This is a genomic window from Geobacter sp. AOG1 (assembly GCF_019972315.1).
In the GTDB taxonomy this organism is placed as follows: domain Bacteria; phylum Desulfobacterota; class Desulfuromonadia; order Geobacterales; family Geobacteraceae; genus Geomobilimonas.
Window position 1 is genome coordinate 1844275 of sequence record NZ_BLIZ01000001.1, and the last position, 18573, is coordinate 1862847.

Annotated in this window: 17 protein-coding genes; all 17 read left to right on the forward strand. The window is 56.1% G+C overall.

Translation table 11 applies throughout. The annotated features are described in order from the left end of the window. Positions 1–5: 5 nt before the first annotated feature. Positions 6–1175 carry an MFS transporter gene (locus LDN04_RS08500; protein ID WP_223913361.1) on the forward strand — a complete coding sequence of 390 codons (1170 nt, stop codon included), beginning with the start codon at positions 6–8 and terminating at the stop codon, positions 1173–1175. Positions 1176–1718: 543 nt separating this feature from the next. After that, positions 1719–2330: a TetR/AcrR family transcriptional regulator gene (locus LDN04_RS08505; protein ID WP_223908863.1), complete on the forward strand. Its 612-nt coding sequence runs from the start codon at positions 1719–1721 to the stop codon at positions 2328–2330. Between the two features lie 99 nt (positions 2331–2429). Further along, positions 2430–3641: a hypothetical protein gene (locus tag LDN04_RS08510; RefSeq protein ID WP_223908864.1), complete on the forward strand. Its 1212-nt coding sequence runs from the start codon at positions 2430–2432 to the stop codon at positions 3639–3641. 15 nt (positions 3642–3656) lie between these two features. Further along, the gene (locus LDN04_RS08515) at positions 3657–4352 is read left to right on the forward strand and encodes a cytochrome C (protein ID WP_223908866.1); all 696 of its coding nucleotides are present in this window, start codon (positions 3657–3659) and stop codon (positions 4350–4352) included. A gap of 36 nt (positions 4353–4388) precedes the next feature. Beyond that, on the forward strand, positions 4389–6647 hold the full coding sequence (locus LDN04_RS08520) for a hypothetical protein (protein WP_223908868.1): 2259 nt from the start codon (positions 4389–4391) through the stop codon (positions 6645–6647). Positions 6648–6864: 217 nt separating this feature from the next. Further along, complete coding sequence (gene ccsA / locus LDN04_RS08525; RefSeq protein ID WP_223908869.1) at positions 6865–7689, forward strand: cytochrome c biogenesis protein CcsA; 825 nt, start codon at positions 6865–6867, stop codon at positions 7687–7689. Positions 7690–7736: 47 nt separating this feature from the next. Further along, positions 7737–8171, forward strand: coding sequence for a hypothetical protein (locus LDN04_RS08530; RefSeq protein WP_223908871.1), 435 nt, complete (start codon positions 7737–7739; stop codon positions 8169–8171). Between the two features lie 175 nt (positions 8172–8346). Continuing rightward, the gene (locus LDN04_RS08535) at positions 8347–9576 is read left to right on the forward strand and encodes an FtsX-like permease family protein (protein WP_223908872.1); all 1230 of its coding nucleotides are present in this window, start codon (positions 8347–8349) and stop codon (positions 9574–9576) included. A gap of 1 nt (position 9577) precedes the next feature. After that, positions 9578–10738, forward strand: coding sequence for an ABC transporter permease (locus LDN04_RS08540; RefSeq protein ID WP_223908874.1), 1161 nt, complete (start codon positions 9578–9580; stop codon positions 10736–10738). A 24-nt stretch (positions 10739–10762) separates the two neighbouring features. Beyond that, positions 10763–11194, forward strand: coding sequence for a DUF4418 family protein (locus tag LDN04_RS08545; RefSeq protein ID WP_223908875.1), 432 nt, complete (start codon positions 10763–10765; stop codon positions 11192–11194). Then, entirely contained in the window at positions 11191–12396 is a 1206-nt protein-coding gene (locus tag LDN04_RS08550; RefSeq protein ID WP_223908876.1) for an ABC transporter permease, read from the forward strand. The genes LDN04_RS08545 and LDN04_RS08550 overlap by 4 nt, the downstream gene beginning before the upstream one ends. Then, positions 12396–13067: an ABC transporter ATP-binding protein gene (locus LDN04_RS08555; RefSeq protein ID WP_223908877.1), complete on the forward strand. Its 672-nt coding sequence runs from the start codon at positions 12396–12398 to the stop codon at positions 13065–13067. Before LDN04_RS08550 ends, LDN04_RS08555 begins: the two co-directional genes overlap by 1 nt. Then, positions 13048–13722: an ABC transporter ATP-binding protein gene (locus LDN04_RS08560; RefSeq protein ID WP_223908878.1), complete on the forward strand. Its 675-nt coding sequence runs from the start codon at positions 13048–13050 to the stop codon at positions 13720–13722. The genes LDN04_RS08555 and LDN04_RS08560 overlap by 20 nt, the downstream gene beginning before the upstream one ends. Continuing rightward, entirely contained in the window at positions 13722–15059 is a 1338-nt protein-coding gene (locus LDN04_RS08565) for a DUF2318 domain-containing protein (RefSeq protein ID WP_223908880.1), read from the forward strand. Before LDN04_RS08560 ends, LDN04_RS08565 begins: the two co-directional genes overlap by 1 nt. Continuing rightward, on the forward strand, positions 15056–16306 hold the full coding sequence (locus tag LDN04_RS08570) for a hypothetical protein (RefSeq protein ID WP_223908882.1): 1251 nt from the start codon (positions 15056–15058) through the stop codon (positions 16304–16306). Before LDN04_RS08565 ends, LDN04_RS08570 begins: the two co-directional genes overlap by 4 nt. 128 nt (positions 16307–16434) lie before the next feature. Further along, on the forward strand, positions 16435–17622 hold the full coding sequence (locus LDN04_RS08575) for a cytochrome c biogenesis protein ResB (protein WP_223908885.1): 1188 nt from the start codon (positions 16435–16437) through the stop codon (positions 17620–17622). 73 nt (positions 17623–17695) lie between these two features. Then, positions 17696–18532 carry a cytochrome c biogenesis protein CcsA gene (ccsA, locus tag LDN04_RS08580; RefSeq protein WP_223908887.1) on the forward strand — a complete coding sequence of 279 codons (837 nt, stop codon included), beginning with the start codon at positions 17696–17698 and terminating at the stop codon, positions 18530–18532. Positions 18533–18573: the final 41 nt, after the last annotated feature.

The following is an 18573-nucleotide window of genomic DNA, read 5'->3' on the forward strand; positions in this document are numbered from 1 at the left end:
GGGGGATGTTCCGCGGCATTACGGGCAATGTCCTGGTGCTGGGGTTCGTCAGCTTTTTCACCGACGTATCCAGCGAGATGATCTATCCCCTCCTCCCCCTATTCCTGACTACTGTGCTCGGTGCGGGGCCGACGTTTCTCGGTATCATTGAGGGGGTGGCGGAATCCACTGCATCCTTCCTGAAACTTGGCTCCGGTATCCTTTCCGATCGGTTGCCGGGCCGCAAGGGGCTCGTACTGACCGGCTACACCGTTTCCGCCTTGGCCCGGCCGCTCATCGCCATGGCGACGACACCCCTGGCCGTCCTTGGTATCCGCTTTGCCGACCGTCTTGGCAAGGGGGTCCGCACATCACCCCGTGACGCACTCATTGCCGATTCGGTCGATGCCGGGGTGCGGGGCAAGGCCTTCGGGTTTCACCGCTCCATGGACCATGCCGGGGCCATTGTCGGTCCGCTCGTGGCGGCCGCCTGTCTTTCCTTGTTTGCCCTCGACCTGCGGACTGTATTCTGGCTCGCTGCCATACCGGGCATCCTGGCGGTGCTCCTCATAATCCTGAAAGTCCGGGAAACCGGTCGACGGCATCTTGAGGATGGTCACTTCCTGTTCACCATTCCCAAGGGGAGGCTGCGTACCTACCTGTTGATCCTCTTCCTTTTTACCCTAGGGAATTCCTCCGATGCCTTTCTCCTGCTTCGGGCCAGCCAGTTAGGCGTGACCCCGGCGCTCATCCCCCTCCTCTGGACCTTCTTTCACCTCATAAAAATGCTTGCCACCATGCCGTTCGGCGCACTCTCGGACCGGGTCGGCCGGCGCGGAGTAATCGTTGCCGGCTGGTCTGTTTATGCCCTTGCCTACGTGGGATTCGCCCTGGCGACCACCGAACTGCACATCTGGCTCCTCTTTGCCTTCTACGGGCTATTCTATGGACTGACCGAAGGGGTGGAAAAGGCCTTTCTGGCGGATATTGCCGCCCCTGCCGAGCGTGGCGCGGCATTCGGCTGGTACAACTGCGCCATTGGCATCGGTGCCCTGCCTGCCAGTGTCATCTTCGGCGTTTTGTGGCAACGGCTGGGGCCTCACGTCGCCTTCGGCTGCGGCGCTGCCATTGCCTGCCTTGCGGGACTTCTCCTGCTGCTCTTCGTTCCGGCCCGGCGGCCGGGAGTCGCCAACTAACAGTTATCACTCCATTTTCTGTCTGCTTGTCTTTCTGCTGATTCCAGTGTCTCCCCCCTTTTGTTCCACGGAAATGTGCATTTGGTGAAATGACGTTTTATGCGGGTAAATGGCGATGAACTGGCCCCGTAATGCCGTCTTATGACATCTATACATATTTGCGTTACTGCAGTGGCCATTTGTTGCATTGCTATAACAGTCTAATGTCAAACAACAAATTCTCATGGAAGCACAAGCGTGCCAATGCTAACGTGATTTGGCCGGCTTTATGCTAGATAAACTGAGGTTTGCATATCGGTCGATTTAAAGCGAAAGTGCGACCGCAAAATTTTTTTGTCTCGTGATGTAAGTAAGTACTTGCAATTATGGCCATAAACTGCACCGCTGGCTGCATGGATTCTTTTTATTGTTTCGATGAGAAATGCTTCAAGTTTTGTGAAATTATGCGAAGCATGGGTTGTCATACTGTAAATTAATGTTAACCTTCAAAGAGTCGTCTGCTCATATATCAAAGTAGTGTCTTTTTGCATACAAGGGGTCGAATTGGCCAGGACCCAGCCCGAATCCGATACCAGGGAAAGGATATTGTGTGCCGCCCTGAAGCTCTTCGCAGAGATGGGGTATGCCGGCGCCTGTACCAAGGAGATAGCACGTGAGGCAGGGGTCGCCGAAGTGACCCTGTTCCGTCATTTTGTCAGTAAGGACAAGCTCCTCGAAGAGGTGATGTCCCGTTTTACCTTTGTTTCCGTTATGCCGCAGCTTCTCGCGGAGATTGCCGCTCTCCCCTGCGAGGAAGCGCTTACCACCCTCGCTGGAAGATTCATCGACTATCTCGTCCTGAGAAAGGACTGGGTGAGGATCATGCAGGCGGAAATGCAGCGCGCACCGGCCAAGCTTTTCACGGTGTATCATGCATTCCTGGATGACCTGCTCGGCGGATTTGTTGCCTGTTTCCGCCAACTGCAGCAGCGGGGCTGTCTGGGGGATTTCGACCTGGAGCAGGGCGCGCGAATGTTCCATGGTATCTGCTTCAATTATTTCAATCAGGAAGAACTGCAGGGGCGGAAGAACTACAAGTCCACCGATCGTGAGCTGGTGATTCGTGAGTTCGTGCGGATATTCCTGTATGGCACGTGTAGCAGGCGTTCTGAATGAGTAGACATGTAAAAAAACCGTGTAAAAAGGAGGGATGCAAGCGACGAACCGTGACGCAAGTGGCAGCATGTGATCAACTTAGAAAGGAGGTCCGATTGAATGGGGATTAAATGGGTAACACGCATGTGTCTCCTGGGGTCTCTGCTGGTTTCCACCACGGCCTGGTCCGCGGAAATCCATGGCAGAAGCTCCACCCAACTGTTGTGGTTCAATAACGAACTCATTGAGCAGCGCCAGTTCGAAGCGGCCGAGTACCTCCGCCTTTCCGTTACCAACATCGATAAGGCGGGCAAGTTCAACATCTACGGTTATGGCAGACTCTCCCAGGATTTCAGCAATGGCGAAGGGGGAGCAGGGCGGCTCTACTACCTTTATGGCGAGTACCGCGACCTGTTCGATAAGGCCGACATCCGAGTCGGCCGGCAGTTCGTTAATGTCGCTGCGGGGAGTGCCATCATCGATGGCCTCCAGGTCGATATCAAGAATATCGGTCCGGTGGGCTTTTCACTGTTTGGCGGCCGCGATGTCATTTTCGGGCTTGACGGTGAGATCGGTTACAACTGGAACACCGACCTGGGCATGTCAGCCTATCTGACCGGCTTCAAGCAAACCGATGCCGAGGTGAGCTGGTTCCGCAAATGGGATCATGGCAATGTGGCCCGCGATATCCTGGGTCTGTCTGCCAAGCAGTACCTTCTGAACAACCTCAAGGTTTACGGGAATGCCAAATATGACCTGACTGCTGAAACATTCAACGAGGTTCAAGCCGGGTTGAAATACTTCCCCACGTCAAGCCTGGTCTTCACCGGCGAGTACTACCAAAGCTATGCCACCTTCGACACTACCTCCATCTACTCGGTGTTTGCCGTCAACGAGTACGCGGAAGGTCTGTTCAGGGTCGATTACACCTTTAACGACATGGTATCGATCAATGCCGGCTACAATCGTCAGGGGTATGGCGAGGGTGCGGCAGCAAATGTCTACCACGTGGGACTGGGGGTTCGGCCTTTCGAGCCGCTCAAGGTGAATGTGGAGTATGACAACCGTACCGGCTACTATGGGAACACGAACGGGGTCATCATCGACGCTGACTATGCGATCACCAAGAAGGCCAATATAGCCGGCGGTTTCACCTACGACGTCTACCAGCGGGACTCTCTGACCAACGATGAAATTGCCCGTCGATACTGGCTGGGGGGTAAATACAAAGTCGCGAACAATGTGGCTGTTTCCGGGCGCATCCAGACCGATGTCAACGCGCAGTACCGGCATAACACATCCGGACGGGTTACATTCGACTATGACTTTTAGAAAGGGGGTGCACTTGTGAAGAAACTGCTTTTCGTCTGTCTGCTTCTGCTGATGTCTGCCTTGTACGTGCAGCAGGCCGTGGCCCAGAAACAGCAGCACAAAGAATATGCCGAAATGAAGATCGCCGAATGCAATGACTGCCACAAGGCGGAAGGGATTGCACCCAACCACGTCGGGGACTGGCTACGGAGCCACCGGACGCTTGTCAAGCAATCCACCAACAACTGTGCCCAATGCCATACGCAGTCGTTCTGTCTCGATTGCCACAAGGGTGGAGGGATCAACGCCGACCTGTCGGCGGATACCTTCGGTCGCGACTATGTGCCCAAGAGTCACCGGAGTGACTTCATCACCATTCATCCGATCAAGGCCGGGGACAACCCGCAGAATTGCTATCGTTGCCATGACCAGAAGTACTGCACCGCCTGCCATGACCGTTTCCCCAAAGGAAAGCTGCGGATCAAGTCGCACTTGATGCTCGGCCCCGACGGACAGAAGTATGCCCCTGCGTTGCATGAGCATGCGACCGAAGCACGGCGCAACCTTCAGTCCTGCCAGACCTGTCATCCGGAAGGTGATGTCTGCATCCAGTGTCACTCCAGCGGCAAGACCAGTCCCCACCCCCGCAACTGGGGCAGGATCAAGGAAAATTTCCGGGACAAGGCAGGAGACAAGACCTGCAGAAAATGTCATCTGCCCGGAACGTATTGACGTCCCAATAGCCTACCAACACAAGGAGGAAACAGCATGAGTAGAACAAGCCTGAAGTATTCAGCACTGCTTTTCGCGACACTGCTGGCGACCGCGCTTACCGGCTGCGGTACCGGCAACAAGGAGGGAGGGACCGCTGCAGCGAATGTGGCGAAGGTTGACGAGGCAACATGCAGGGTCTGTCATTCAACCACAATTGACCCTATATCAAAGACCCAACTTCTTCCCGAATATCTTAACTCGGCACATAACACGGATGAAGCCGGTTGCCAGGGCTGTCATGGCGGCGGAGCCGAACATAATGGCGTCGGCCCGATCCCCTTCCCGGATCCGCTGGCCAGTAGCCGGTGCAGTGATGTTGCATGTCATGGGGACGGTGGCATCAACAAGGTTCCTTTTGCGGCTGTCAAAGGCTTGGACTTTAATAAAACATGTGGCCCTTGCCACCTTCCCGCAGGCAGCACGAGTGGTGTTCACGGTGCCCAACCGACCTTAGCAAGCACTGGTGGTGTTGGCTGTGTAGATTGCCACGCTGTAGCGCTGGAGCATGGGCCGGGTCTGGTGGTTGACAACAGCGGCGTTCGCGCCATCGTTGGTGAATTCTCCAAGAGATCGCACCACATCACCGGTGCCGCACCCACGAATGCACAGTGCGTAGTTTGCCACCTGGAAGGCAAACTGGGTGCTGCAGCTGGCCAAGTTGTTGTTGATGCCACCTACCACATGAAAGACAACAAAATTTATCTGCGTAATGCCGATACCGATGCCGCCATCGCTTGGAGCGGTACCGAACATACCGACATGGACAACTTCTGCTTCTCCTGCCATGACAGCAACGGCGCAACCAGCGCTGGTATCGCTGCAATCATGGCGGGCCAGAACTTCGGTGGCCCCTTCTCGGCTACCAACCCGTTTGCCGATACCCTGACCAACGGTTATGACCAGGTGGCCCGTGCTGGCGTAGTTGATGTAAAGACCGCCTTCACTACCACCAACGCTTCGCACCATGCAGTCAGCGGCCAGCGTTACAAGTACCGCTTCTCAACTGCAGCCAATGCGGCAGCATGGGCTGCACGTACGGGTAAACCGATGCCTGCGGCCAGCGAAATCGCTGAGGGGCACACCGACCTCGACGGTAATGCTATTGATCCTGCCGCGTTCGCCGAAACGATGACGGGTGATTTCACCCTCGACAAAGTAGCCGTAGGCGATGGCAGCGGTAGTTTTGCAGCTTCAGGAATCACCGGTTCACAATATCTGCCCAAGGGCGAAGGGGAAGCAACCCTCTACGAAGCAAGCAAGTTCGTAGCCACCTACATCCCGCTCGGCGCCACCCAGAACGTCGCCGACAACTCCACTCTTCATTGCGGCGACTGCCACACCGTCGGTCAGTGGAAAAAAGGTTCCTCCACGAGCGCTGATGGTTCGGCGACCCCTGTTGCCATCGGCGCACACGGATCCGCCAACGAGTACCTGCTGCGTAACAGCCTCGGTACCGATGCGCTGCATGACAACCTCACCTATGTATGCTTCAACTGTCACGTGGCAGGTCTTAACAAAGGCACGTTCAACTCGGCCGGTGCAGGTTTTGGCCAACTCCACCCGGTTCAGAACAAGAACCAGGTTCTGGGCTATGCTACTGCCCACTCCGTATCGGCCTTCCATATCCAGTGTCTCGCGGACTCGGCCAACAATATCGGCGTTACAACGCGTCTTGCGCATTCCTGGGAGCCAGACAAAACGCAATTCAATGATTTCATTCCTGCACCGGGTGCTACGGCACCGATGCCTGGCGGCTCGACCGAACCGTTCATTACCGGCAGCAATGCCAACTCCGGTAATATTACCGGCATCGCCTGCACCAACTGCCATAACAGCGCCCTCCGCAGCGGCTTCGGCGGCATCCACGGTGGTGACAACACCTACGTCGATGGTCTCGGCAGAACGCAGAAATCCTACCGCTTCATGCCGGGTATGGGTAACTACCGCTATGCACCTCCGGGCGGCTGGGATGGCAAAGACCTGTCTCCTCAACCAGCGACCGGCCCGACTCCTGGCTCAAGCCTGTTAACTCCGGATGGGAAACCGGCTGGTGGCTGCTATACCAACAGTGCACTTACCGGAACTGATGGCAATGCTGGCTTCAGTGCCTGTTCACACCACGGCACATCTGTACCAGTGGCGGGAACAAATCCGATGGGTGGTGGCACCACCAGAACACCGACCGCCGCTGAACCGACGGTCCGTGAAGCAACGGCCGGCAACGCACTCGTAACACGGCCTCTGAAGTACTAGGCCTCTAAAGGAGATGGAGGGATCGCAAGATCCCTCCACTCAATCCATGATATGCACTAAAGCCGGCCTTGTGCCGGCTTTTTTTATTTTAATTTACCGATGCTTCTGATATAAAACTTAACAGCAAATTGGACCTTTTATTATAGGATATTCAAGCCATTAATGACCTCCGAGGTTTTCGGACTCCGGGGGTTTTTTACGAAAAAGGCACAACCTGATGTCAAACTTGGAAACCGTTCTCTTCTGGATAACGCTGGTGATTTACTCCCTGGCTGCAGGGGGATTCATCTACGCCGTCGTGTTCAAAAATCCCCGGCCCCTGCCGAAACTGACGCTGCTCATCGTCGCTGGTTTCATCACCCACAGCGCTGCTATCTGCGCCCGTTACGTGGAAATTGGTCATCTCCCCTGGGCTGGAGATTACGAGAGTGCCCTTATGGGTGGGTGGTTCATTGTCGCAGTCACGCTGCTTGTTGCCTGGAATAACAAAGCGCTGCAGGGACTGGCCACTGCCACTATTCCGTTGGTGATCATCATGATGGGCTACGGGGTCATGCGCAACCCGACCCTCTCCCCCATGGCGGCGAATCTCAAGAGCAATTGGCTCTATATTCACGTTTACTTCGCCTGGCTGGCTTTCGGCTCCTATGCCCTGGCCATGGCCGCTGGCGTTCTCTACCTGCTGAAACGCAAGAACCCGGCAAATCCCGCTTTTGAGCGGTTCCCCTCGCTGACTCGCCTGGATGAGCTGATGTTTCGCTACCTTGTCTTCGGCTTCATCACCGATACCCTGATGATCTCGGCCGGTGCCATCTGGGCCAAGGACCTCTGGGGGAGCTACTGGAGCTGGGATCCGGTGGAGACCTGGTCCATGATCTCCTGGACCACCTACGGGATTGCCATCCATCTGCGCGTTACCTTTGGGTGGCGCGAGTATCGGGTGGCGTGGTTACTGATTATTGCCCTGAGCACGGTCATTATCTCGTTTTTCGGCGTCAACTTTGTGAACAGCAGCAGCCAGCATTTCTTCAATGTGCAGTAACAGATAACAAAGGAAGTGTAAAAGCACACCGAAAGGATATGTATACCATGCAGATCAGTCCGGGACTCGGCGTTGCCATCATGATGAACAACTATCTCCACGATATGGCAACCGGGTTGTTAGTGGGGAGCGGTTTCGCTCTGCATGCCATCATGCGCATACAGGCGTCCATGGACACGCCCGAGGCGACGTTCTTCTTCCTGAAGACAAACCGTCAAATGAAGAAACTTTTCAAGTTCGCCCTCTGGTGGGTAGTCCTGGGCGGCGTCCCGCGTACCATCTTCTATACCAGTTTCGAATGGGCCAATGCGGCCGACAAGCTGCAAGTGCCGGCGCTGGCGGTGAAGCATGTCATGATGTTTACGGCGGTGGTCTGGGGAATTTACGCGTGGCGGAGGATGCAAGCGAAAGTAGTTAAGCTGCGCGATTCGCTTCCGGCGGAAATGCAGGCAGACCTGATGAGGGATGATGGAAGAAAATAACCTTTCACTGTCACAAATTACTGTTTGGCATTTGACCATGGCATTGAGGTGCATAAGGTTACCAAAGGTTTTCCCGTTGATGACCTACGTTCAACTCAATTAGAGGCAGAACCGACATGATGAAATTGAATTCGTCATTCCCTCAACCCGCATCCCTTATCTACCGGTCTACGTAATGCTCTTCCGTATACTCAAAAATTCCTTCCTCAAACGTCCCAAGGCGGTGTTCCTGGTTTTTCTGTCAATTACCATGGGGGCTGCCGTGGCCACGGCATTCCTCGGCATTGCCGGCGAAGTTTCTCACAAAATGGCACTGGAACTTCGCAGCTATGGCGCAAATATTCTCATCGAACCTTCTGCCGTCGAAGGTGGCGGTTTCTTACGTGAAGAGGACTTGCCGGGAATCAAGACGGTTTTCTGGAAATACAACATCACCGGGTTTACCCCCTACCTGTTCGGCATCGCCGAATTTTCTGCCGGGGGTAAGACGGAGCGGGGGGTTGTTTCCGGAACTTGGTTTAATAAGGGACTGGAAGTGCCCGGGGAGGAAACGACGGTTCAGGGAATAAAGGTTATCGCTCCCTGGTGGGACGTGCAGGGGAGTTGGCCCGCGGCCGCAGACGAAGCCATTGTCGGCGCTGCTTTGGCCAGGAGGCTGAAAATTGGTGTCGGGAGTGAGGTGGCGACGACCGTTCGGGAAAGAACCCAGCGGTTTCATGTGTCAGGAATCGTCACTACCGGTGGGTATGAGGAGGAGCAGTTGTTCGCCCCCCTGGTAACCGTTCAATCGCTTCTGCAACGGCAGGGAAAGGTGTCTCGTGTTCTGGTGAGCGCTCTTACGGTGCCGATGGATGATTTCGGCAAGAAAGATCCGGCCACCATGTCGAAGGATGAATACGAGAAATGGTATTGCACGGCATACGTGACCTCCGTGGCCAAGAATGTGGAAGAGGTTATGGCCGGCAGCCGTGCCAAACCGATCTGGCAGATTGCCAGCGCCGAGGGAGCTCTGCTGAAGAAGCTGAACAGTGTGATGCTGTTCCTCACCGTGCTGGCTCTGGGGGCTTCTGCCACCGCGGTATCCACTAGCCTGATGGCCTCCATGGCGGAGCGGAGTCCTGAAATTGCCCTGATGAAGGCGGTCGGAGCCGACCGTTTTCAGATCAGCGCCATTTTTGTCGGGGAAACTCTGATCATTTCAGTGGCAGGTGGAGTGGTCGGCTACCTGCTCGGTGACCAACTGGCCGAGATCATCAGCCGAACGGTCTTCAACTCCACCATCGCATCACCTCTCTGGCTCTTCCCGACCGCCATCGTTTCGGCCTTTATCGTCGCCATAGCCGGCAGTGTGGCCCCTCTTCGCCGGGCGCTCCTGATCGAGCCGGTACGAGTCCTGAAAGGATAACATGAACAGGCGCCGCTGGCTTCTCCAACTCGTTTTGCGCGCACTTGCCCACCGCAAGGGACGTACCGTGCTTCTGCTGGCGGTGCTGGCCATGGCGTCGAGCCTGGCCACGGCCCTCGGCATTGTCTCGACCTCCATGGGGAAACGGGTGGCGGAAGAGGTACGTAAATACGGGGCAAACCTGATTGTCATTCCCGAGTCGGCCCGTCTGGATGTGGGAAGCGGAGGGCTCAATTTCGGCGTTGTCAGCGAACCTGCCTACCTGCAACAGCGCCTGGTGGAAGATGCCCTTGCACGAAGCGGCCTGAAGGCGGAACGCTCCTTTCATCTGCGTGGTGCCCTGCACTGGAAAGATGCCGATCTCATGGTGGAAGGAGTCAACTTTGCCGATATTCGCCGTCTTTTCCCGTGGTGGCAGCTGAAAGGCAACTGGCCCGCTGCCGGGGAAACGGTGGTCGGCAGTGATCTGGCGACCCGTCTGAAACTCACGACGGGAGATACGCTGGAACTTGTCGGGAAGTCTCAAACTCTGAGGCTTCGTATCTCGGGCATTGTTTCTTCCGGCGGGGAGGAAGATGGCCTGCTGTTCCTGGCACTGCCCGAACTTCAACAGGCGCTTGGCCTGGACGGACAACTCACGCTGGTTCGGCTCATGGTGACCGCCGGCGGTGACAGTCTCAAAAAGAGCGCTGCCGCCCTACAGCTGCTTCTGCCATCGGCAAAAGTCAACGAGGTGCGCCAGACCGCCCGGACCTCCGAGGGGTTGCTCGCCAAGGTAAAATTGCTGATGATCATGGTAACGGCGGTGGTGCTGGTCTCTGCCGGAAGCAGCGTGGCCGGTACCATGAGCACAACGGTGCTGGAGAGGAGTAAGGAGATCGGGCTCATGAAAGCGATGGGGGGAACCCGGTGGGAAGTCATGCTGATCTTTTGTGGTGAAGCGCTGGTACTTGGGGTATTGGGCGGGCTTGCCGGGTACATCTTCGGTAGTGCTATTGCCCAGTTCATCACCAGAACAGTTTTCTCAGCTTCAGCCGAATTTATTCCGTGGTTTACCGGCATATCCCTGGGGGTAAGTCTCTTTCTTGCTCTGCTGGGGAGTGTCGGACCGATGATAGCGGTGTTCCGGCTCGATCCGGTCAGGAGCCTGCGTGGTGAGTAATCGGATCACTGGTAACATAAGCATATGACCGAGCGCACACGGAAAACCATTGCAGCACCCCTGCTTCTTGCCGTCACCGGCGGGTTTCTTGTCGCCATCCCCCGGTGGCTTTTCCCCACCTGTGGTTTTGCTCATCAGGCTGACCGGATGTCGGGAGGAATGATGCACTGCGATACCTCCGGCAGTATCACGCTGTTTCTCGGCGCGGTGACTCTGGTCTCCGTCCTGGCCCTTTTCCGGCTTTCCCCTGGTCCCGCCAGGAACGGGGTGTTGCTCGCCGCCGCTGGGGCCGCGTGCTTAATCTTTCCACTGTATCTTGTCTGGCCGGGTGTCTGCATGGCAGCCACCATGCCGTGCCGTATGGGCACCCTCCCGGCGGTTCTGCTGACCGGAGGGGTACAGGTTTTGGTGGCGGTTGTCGCGCTGGTGGCAGGATCAGGGGGCAGAAGAGTGTGAGCGAACGGTTCGGCCTTGCTGGCCTAGCATTGCGAATGACAGTCAGGGCTCCCCTTAAGCTCTTTGCCACGGGGTTCCTGCTGGTTCTGGTTTCCTTCCTCCTGGCCAGTGTCGTGCTGTTGCGCAGCGGTATCGAGGAGGCGACAGCCAGGGGGGCGAAACGCCTGGGGGCGGATCTGATGGTGGTGCCGCGGGGCGCAGAGGTTCCCCTTGGGGCCGGGCTTTTCGGCGGGGTCCCGGTACGTTTTTCTCTTCCTGAAGGGATCGAACGGAGCATTGTCGCCATGCCGGGAGTGAGGCAGGTCGCACCGCAATATTTTCTCTCATCCGCGCCGGCCTCCTGCTGTGAAGCAGGGAACCTCCTCCTGGTCGGCTTTGATCCGTCCCGTGACTTTACTGTCCTTCCCTGGCTGAGTCCGGTTGTCCGGTTAAAGGAGGGAAAGGAGTCGATCCTGGTCGGCGGTTCAGTTATGAAGGCGCCTGGCGCAGCCATGCGTTTCTATAATCATACCTTCACCGTGGCCGCCCGCCTGGAAAAGAGCGGCATGGGGTATTTCGACAATGCTGTTTTCATCCCACTGGATGGAGTGTCGGTCATGGAACGCTCTTCCAAGGGTGGCGGCGGGGTTTCGCTCCGTGTGCCATGGGGATATCCGTCGATTCTGCTGGTCCGGCTCGCCCCGTCGGTCATTCCGCAGGATATGGCGTCACTGCTTGAGCGTCAGCATCCCGGTATCAAGGTGCTGACGATTCCCGGGCTTTTCCGGGAAAACAGACTGAGGATGGAAAAACTTGCCCGGGGACAGCTGCCGCTTGCCGCAGCTGCCTGGCTCTTCGCCGTGCTTGCCGGCGGGGCGCTCCAGTTTCTTTACTGGCGAGAGCACCGGCCAAGTCTGGGGCTGCTTCATTCCTTTGGCTGTGGCAAGGGGGTGATCATGCTCCTGTTTGGCGCTGAAGCTTTCATCCTTTCCTTGGCAGGGATGGTGGCGGGGAGTGCTGGTGCGTTTTTCGTGCTGCGGCTCTTCGCCTCCTATTTCGCCGTGACCGCCGGGATGCCGCTCCTGATCGGCGGGCTTGACCTGGCCCTTTCGGGTCTTCCTTGGCTCTGGCTGGTTTTCGCGGGGACCATGGCAGTGGAGGCGGTCATCATCATGTTTCTCCTCCTGCGCCGTGAACCGGCTGATCTTCTGCGAGGCGTCTGATGCGGGTGGAACTGCAGCACGTATGCAAATCCTACCCGTTGCCGGGTGGTGGCGGGACCGTTAGTGCCCTGGACGGTGTCAACCTTGTTATCGAGAGAGGCACTCTCTGCGTGCTCAACGGACCGTCGGGAAGCGGCAAGACAACCCTCCTGAGTGTCATCGGCGGGCTTTCCCGACCCACCTCAGGGAGTGTCACCCTGGATGACAAAGAGGTGCGCAATTCCAGTGACCGGCAGCGGGGAACTGTTGCCCATGCTTTCCAGGAAGCGGTCTTCATCCCCGAATTGACGGTGATGGAGAACCTTCTCCTGCCGGCTCTCCGCTGTAGGGACCACTTTCCCATCGACCGGGGTGAGAGGCTTCTCGAAGCATTCGGACTTGCGGAAATGTTCGATCTGTTTCCCGCTGCCCTGTCGGGGGGCGAAAAACGGCGCCTGAACCTTGCCCGAGCTCTCTTCCTTTCCCCCAGTTTACTGCTCATCGACGAGCCGGCAGCGTACCTGGACGATGGTTGGCAAAGGAAGGCGATGGAGATGATTATCCGGGAAGTCTGCGATGCGCAGGCTACCCTGGTGATGGCGACCCACACCCCTCTGCCGGGTGATGAGGGGTTTCGACGCATACTGATGCACAAAGGAAGGGTTATAGAAGATGGCAGCAGCGATTATTGAAACCGGGGGGCTTACTAAAAGTTACGGCGATATCTGCGCACTGAAGCCTCTCGACCTGCAGGTTCCGGAGGGAGAGTGGCTCTCCGTCATGGGGCATTCCGGCTCCGGAAAAAGTACGTTCATGAATCTGGTGGGTGGGCTCGATCGGCCCAGTGCCGGTTCCTTGAGGGTCGGTGGGGAAGATCTGCTGATGCTGTCCGAAGACGGTCTGGCCCGTTTCCGCAGGGAATTCGTCGGCATAATTTTTCAGCAGCATCATCTGGTTCCCTACCTTACGGCTGTCGAGAATGTCATGCTGGCGCAGTACTTTCACAGTGTGCCGGATGAGGCCGAAGCCAGATCAGCTCTGGAACGGGTCGGTCTAGGCCATCGTCTGAAGAACCGGCCGGGTGAGTTGTCGGGCGGAGAACAGCAGCGGGTCTGTATCGCCCGGGCGATTATCAACAGTCCGAAACTGCTGCTGGGGGACGAGCCGACCGGCAATCTGGACCACAAGAGTACGGTGATGGTAATGGAACTGCTCAAGGAGTTGCGGGCAGAGGAGCGTTTTACCGTTATCATGGTAACGCACAACCAGGAAGTGGCCACCTGGGGGGACCGGACCATCTACCTCGATGACGGAGTGCTGGTGCGCGAAGAGCGGATGAGGTCCTGATGGTTGCGGTGAAGCTTATTCCCCTTCTTATTTCCTGGTTCGGGATCGTACTGGTCCTGCTGAGAGGCTTTTCCGGGCGGCGTTTTCCCGTGGCGGCTGCGGGCATTGCCGGGTTTGCTCTTGGAGTGGTGGGGGCTTTTGCCCTTTTGCGTTCATATCCGGGAGAACTCTCGTTCGGGATTATCAGGGGCGTGGTGGCGGGGGTGTTTCTCCTGCTCTGGGGCATTGCCGTGGCTGCACTGTACCGCAATACCATGCGGGAATTTCATGTCTTCCAGGGAGAAAAACTCGTCAATGCGTCATATTATGCGGTAATCTTTACATTTACGGCGAGCATCATCGCGGGAGCGATTTGCACCTGTCGGCTCCCCGCACCCAGTGGCAATATCCTGGCGTTGCTACTACTTGTCCTCGTCGCCGTGGTCCTGGCCTTCGCTGCCTTGGCTGCAGAGAAGATGCTGCCGGCGTACCTGACAGTGTCTCAGCCCGCTCTCATGGCCGCTGTGGTGGCACTCCTGTTATTCAGCGCTTCCTCTCTTATCCGCCTCGATCTCTTTTCTCCCCTGAGCATGAAGGTAATGAAGTTCGCCCACGACTTCGTCCACCAGTTTTTTGAATCGATGCTGATTCCTGATCACCTCTTCATCCGCACCTATCTCTGGGGCTATATCGGGCTCCTGTTCGGCAATGGAGTCGGATTCTGGGGAGGGATGATCATCTGGTTCACCCCGGTTGTTCTCATTCTTCTGGCGATCCGCTTCGAGCTGCTGCCGTCGGTGGCACATATCCGCCAAGGGGCGAAACGGCGCAAGCTGCTGGCTGCCGCTATCAGGGAGCGGCGGTTTCGGCTCGTTGTTCCCCTGCTTGCCCTGCTGGTTTTTGCGGCCGCGGCCTACCGGAGCAGTTACCCGAGCGTGGAATACTGGGACCCGGTGCCAGTGCCTGTCATGGCGAACCCGGCGGGGGAGATAGTCATTCCGAAACAGGGAGAAATCAACCTGGAGGATGGCAAGTTGCACAAATACCTTTACAAGCAGGGAGGAAAAGAGGCTCGTTTCTTCGTGCTGTTGAACCCCTCGGGACAATTTACGGTGGATCTGGACGCCTGCGCCATCTGCAAGCCGGACGGTTATGGCCAGGCAGAGGGAACGGTGATCTGCTATTACTGCAAGACGCTCATCCCCTTGGAAACCGTTGGGAAACCGGGGGGGTGCAACCCCGTCCCCGTTCCGTTCACGGTGAAAGAGGATGGTGTGCATATTGACGGTATGACCATCATTAATAGCTGGAATATGACTGTTCAGGCAACAGCACGAATCAAGGAGGGGGGCAAGTGAAACGCCTGCTGAGTGCAATCTGGGCAGTACTGTCGTCCCGAGCCGTGCCACCCCTTGTGTGCGGAGTTTTCCTGCTTATCTATATCGGGATTGCCTTTGGGACCGATGATACTTTGATAGCCCTGATGGCATTTACCCGCAAAAGCGTCATTCTGGTAGTTCTTCTTGCCCTGATCCCCCTGAACAGCCTGTGTCTGATGCTGAAGGAAACGGACAGGCATCTCAAAAGGCGTCGTGCAAAAAACGGTGACGAGAACGACGCTCCTGCGGGTCTGTTCGATGAATCGATTGCCGTGCCTGCGTCACCCGAATTTGCCGAATTGCGGGGACGCCTTGAAGCAGAAGGTTACAACTGTCGCCGCAAGGAAGGCGTGCTTGCCGCTTGGCGGGGGATCAGCATCTTTCCCACTCGACTGCTCTTCCTCGCCGCGGTTTTTTGCCTCTTTACCGGCATCCTGGTCAGTCTTACAAACCGCAGTTCGCACAGGATGAACGTTGTCGAGGGTGAACCGATCCCCACGGCGGAAGGAGGCGGCGGTCTGGTGGAGAGGATTCGCTTGGAGGCGTCTTCCGGGGTAATTCTCGACAAAAAACTTAGACTGGAAGTCGCTCCGTCGACGGCAGGGGATGGAAGAAAGGTCTTCGAGCTCTATCCCCCTTCTCTCTATCGGGGCTACTTCGTCTACCCCCGCTACCTGGGATTTGTCTCCGTCATCCGTTTTTCTGCGCCAGGGATGCAGTCAGCCAGCGAGATCCAGGGTGCATTGAATATCTATCCACCGGGAAAAGAGGACCGGCTCGAAATTCCCGGAACTCCGTACCAGATCGTCTTCAGTATGGTAAAACCGGATGACGGGAGCGACCCCTATATGACGGGACGTTTCACCTTGCTGTTCACGGTTCTGAAAGGGAAGGAGGTCCTCTTCAGGGGGAACGCTCCGACTGGCGGGGAATTTGTTCATGAGGGATTCCGTCTGGCAATCCCCGATTTCAGGCGCATGGTGATAACTGACTTCATACAGGACTATGGCGTCCTGCTGGTCTGGACAGCGGCTTTGCTTTTCATGGGCGCAGGTTGTATCTGGTTGCCGGTGAGGGTTTTCTTGCCACGCCGGGAGATGGTTTTCTTACAGGAACATGATGCTGTTAATGCCTGTTCCCGTGCAGAAGGGAGGAGAAGAACACATGCGGGGGTTTTCCACGAAACACTGGATATCCTGGAAGCAAGGCGGCCTTCCACCCCTTAAAATTACTGGCTTGTGCCGCTGAAGTATGGTAAACAACCGGGTGTACTTTTTGAGGTTTTGCTACCTCAAAAGCCGATAGAACGAACCATATTTTTTCTCTTACCCCATTTCAGGAAGTGACAGAGCGAATGAACAAAAATACCAAGTTTTCCGGAGCTTCTAAGATATTTTTTGTCTCTCCCTATTTCTTACTGGTTTTCCTGGTCATACCCGCATATTCCGTGCTCAGAATTAAGCTGCGTCTTCCCGTTTCGGGGGATCTGCTCCTCGGTAATAACGTGCTGTTTTGCGTGTGCATTGCGCTAAGGCTTGTCTGGCGCATGGTGAGAATGCGTGGTGACATCCGCTATGGCGCAGACTACCATCCGCCAAAGAGTGTAATTGAGATAGACCGCCCGGCCGCACAGTTGCAGACCGCTCTGACCGGTGTCGGCTTTCATTTTACTGTTGCCGGCGATTACGGGGAGAAACGCGACCTCGGCTACCTGGGGACAACATTGCTTTATGTCGGCCTGCTGCTCCTGCTCCTGTTCGGTTCTTATGACTACATGCGTGAATACTCGGTTATGGGCCGGTTGGGTGTTGGCGAGCCGATATCGCTTGATGGCAAGGGGCTGATTGGACAATTTGAAGCGGGTTCTCTCGCTGGTGCCTCCCGATTGCCGCTGCTTCAGGTAAAAAAGCAGATACTGCCGAATCCCCAATGGCCAAAAGGGGCAACGGAAATAGCCCTGCTCTCTCAGGAACGCAAGGAACTGGCTACTGGCATCATCGCTCCCGGGAAACCATTCCTCTATGGCGGACTCGATTACCATATGACCAGGTTTATCTTCGATGCCCTGATTATGATAAGAAAGGATAAGTCCATTGTTTACGAGAATTTTGTAAAACTTCTTCCTCTCCCGCAAAAGAAGGGGGCATACAGTTACTACGGTTCGCTCAAATATCCCCAGTCTGAAAATGTGGGGGGGAGTGCCTGGCTGAACCCGGAAGACAAAGCGATTCAGATACAGGCAACATTGGACAAGAAAAAAATTGTCGATACCGAACTGAAGCTGTGGGGTAAAAACAAGATTGCGCAGGGAGAGTATACCGCCTCATTGGAGGGGCTTGCTCAATGGAGCGAGATTCGCGTGGCCCGCGGCAGGCATAGGGTCATGTTGATCATCGGAGCTGTTCTCGCCGCTGTCGGGGGGTTCATCAGGATTATGATCCGGCCCCAGCGAATCTGGCTGGAAGGATCTGAGGAAAAGTGCCAGGTGAGGGTCATTGGCAGGAAAACCCTGCAGTTGCTGAGTGATTCGGACAAGCAATGACAGCTATGATAGATGGGTGTTGCACGCACTCTCCCTACAATTCGCTACAAACGAACGGATAAAGGTAGCCACTATGTCGAATTTTGAAATGATTTTTTTCTGGATTTCCCTGGTAATTTACTCCCTGGCGAGCGGCGGGTACATCTATTCCTTCGTCTTCAAGAACCCCCGATTCATGCCGAAGATGACGATCCTTATCCTGATCGGGTTCCTGACCCATACAATCGCCATTTGCGCCCGTTACCAGGCTCAAGGTCATCTTCCCTGGTCAGGTGACTACGAGAGCGCCATGATGGGGGGGTGGTTCATAATCGCAGGGACCCTTTTTGTGGGGTGGCGGAACAAGGCCCTGCAAGCGCTGGCCACCGCCTCTGTCCCGTTGGTGATCATAATGATGGGCTTCGGCGTCATGCGCAATCCGGTACTTACTCCCATGGCAGCCAGCCTGAAGAATTACTGGCTTTACATCCATGTATACTTCGCCTGGCTGGCATTCGGTGCGTATACCCTGGCAATGGCTGCGGGAGTTCTCTACCTGATGAAAAGGAAGAGCTCGAAGAGTGGCGTCGTGAATCCATCCTATGAGCGGTTCCCCTCCCTGGATCGTCTTGATGAGATGATCTTTCGCTATGTGGTATTCGGGTTCATCACCGACACCATCATGATCGCGGCCGGCGCCATCTGGGCCAAGGACCTGTGGGGCAGCTACTGGAGCTGGGACCCGGTGGAAACCTGGTCGCTTATCTCCTGGCTCTCTTACGGCATCTGCATCCATCTGCGTATCACTTTCGGCTGGCGGAATGAACGTCTGGCGTGGTTGGCAATTGCTGCCCTGAGCACGGTCATTATCTCGTTTTTCGGTGTCACCTTTGTTGTCGATTCCAGCATCCACACGTTCCAGGTGCGGTAGGAAGTGATAGGCGAGAGCTGATGAAGGACGAGCTTTTTGAG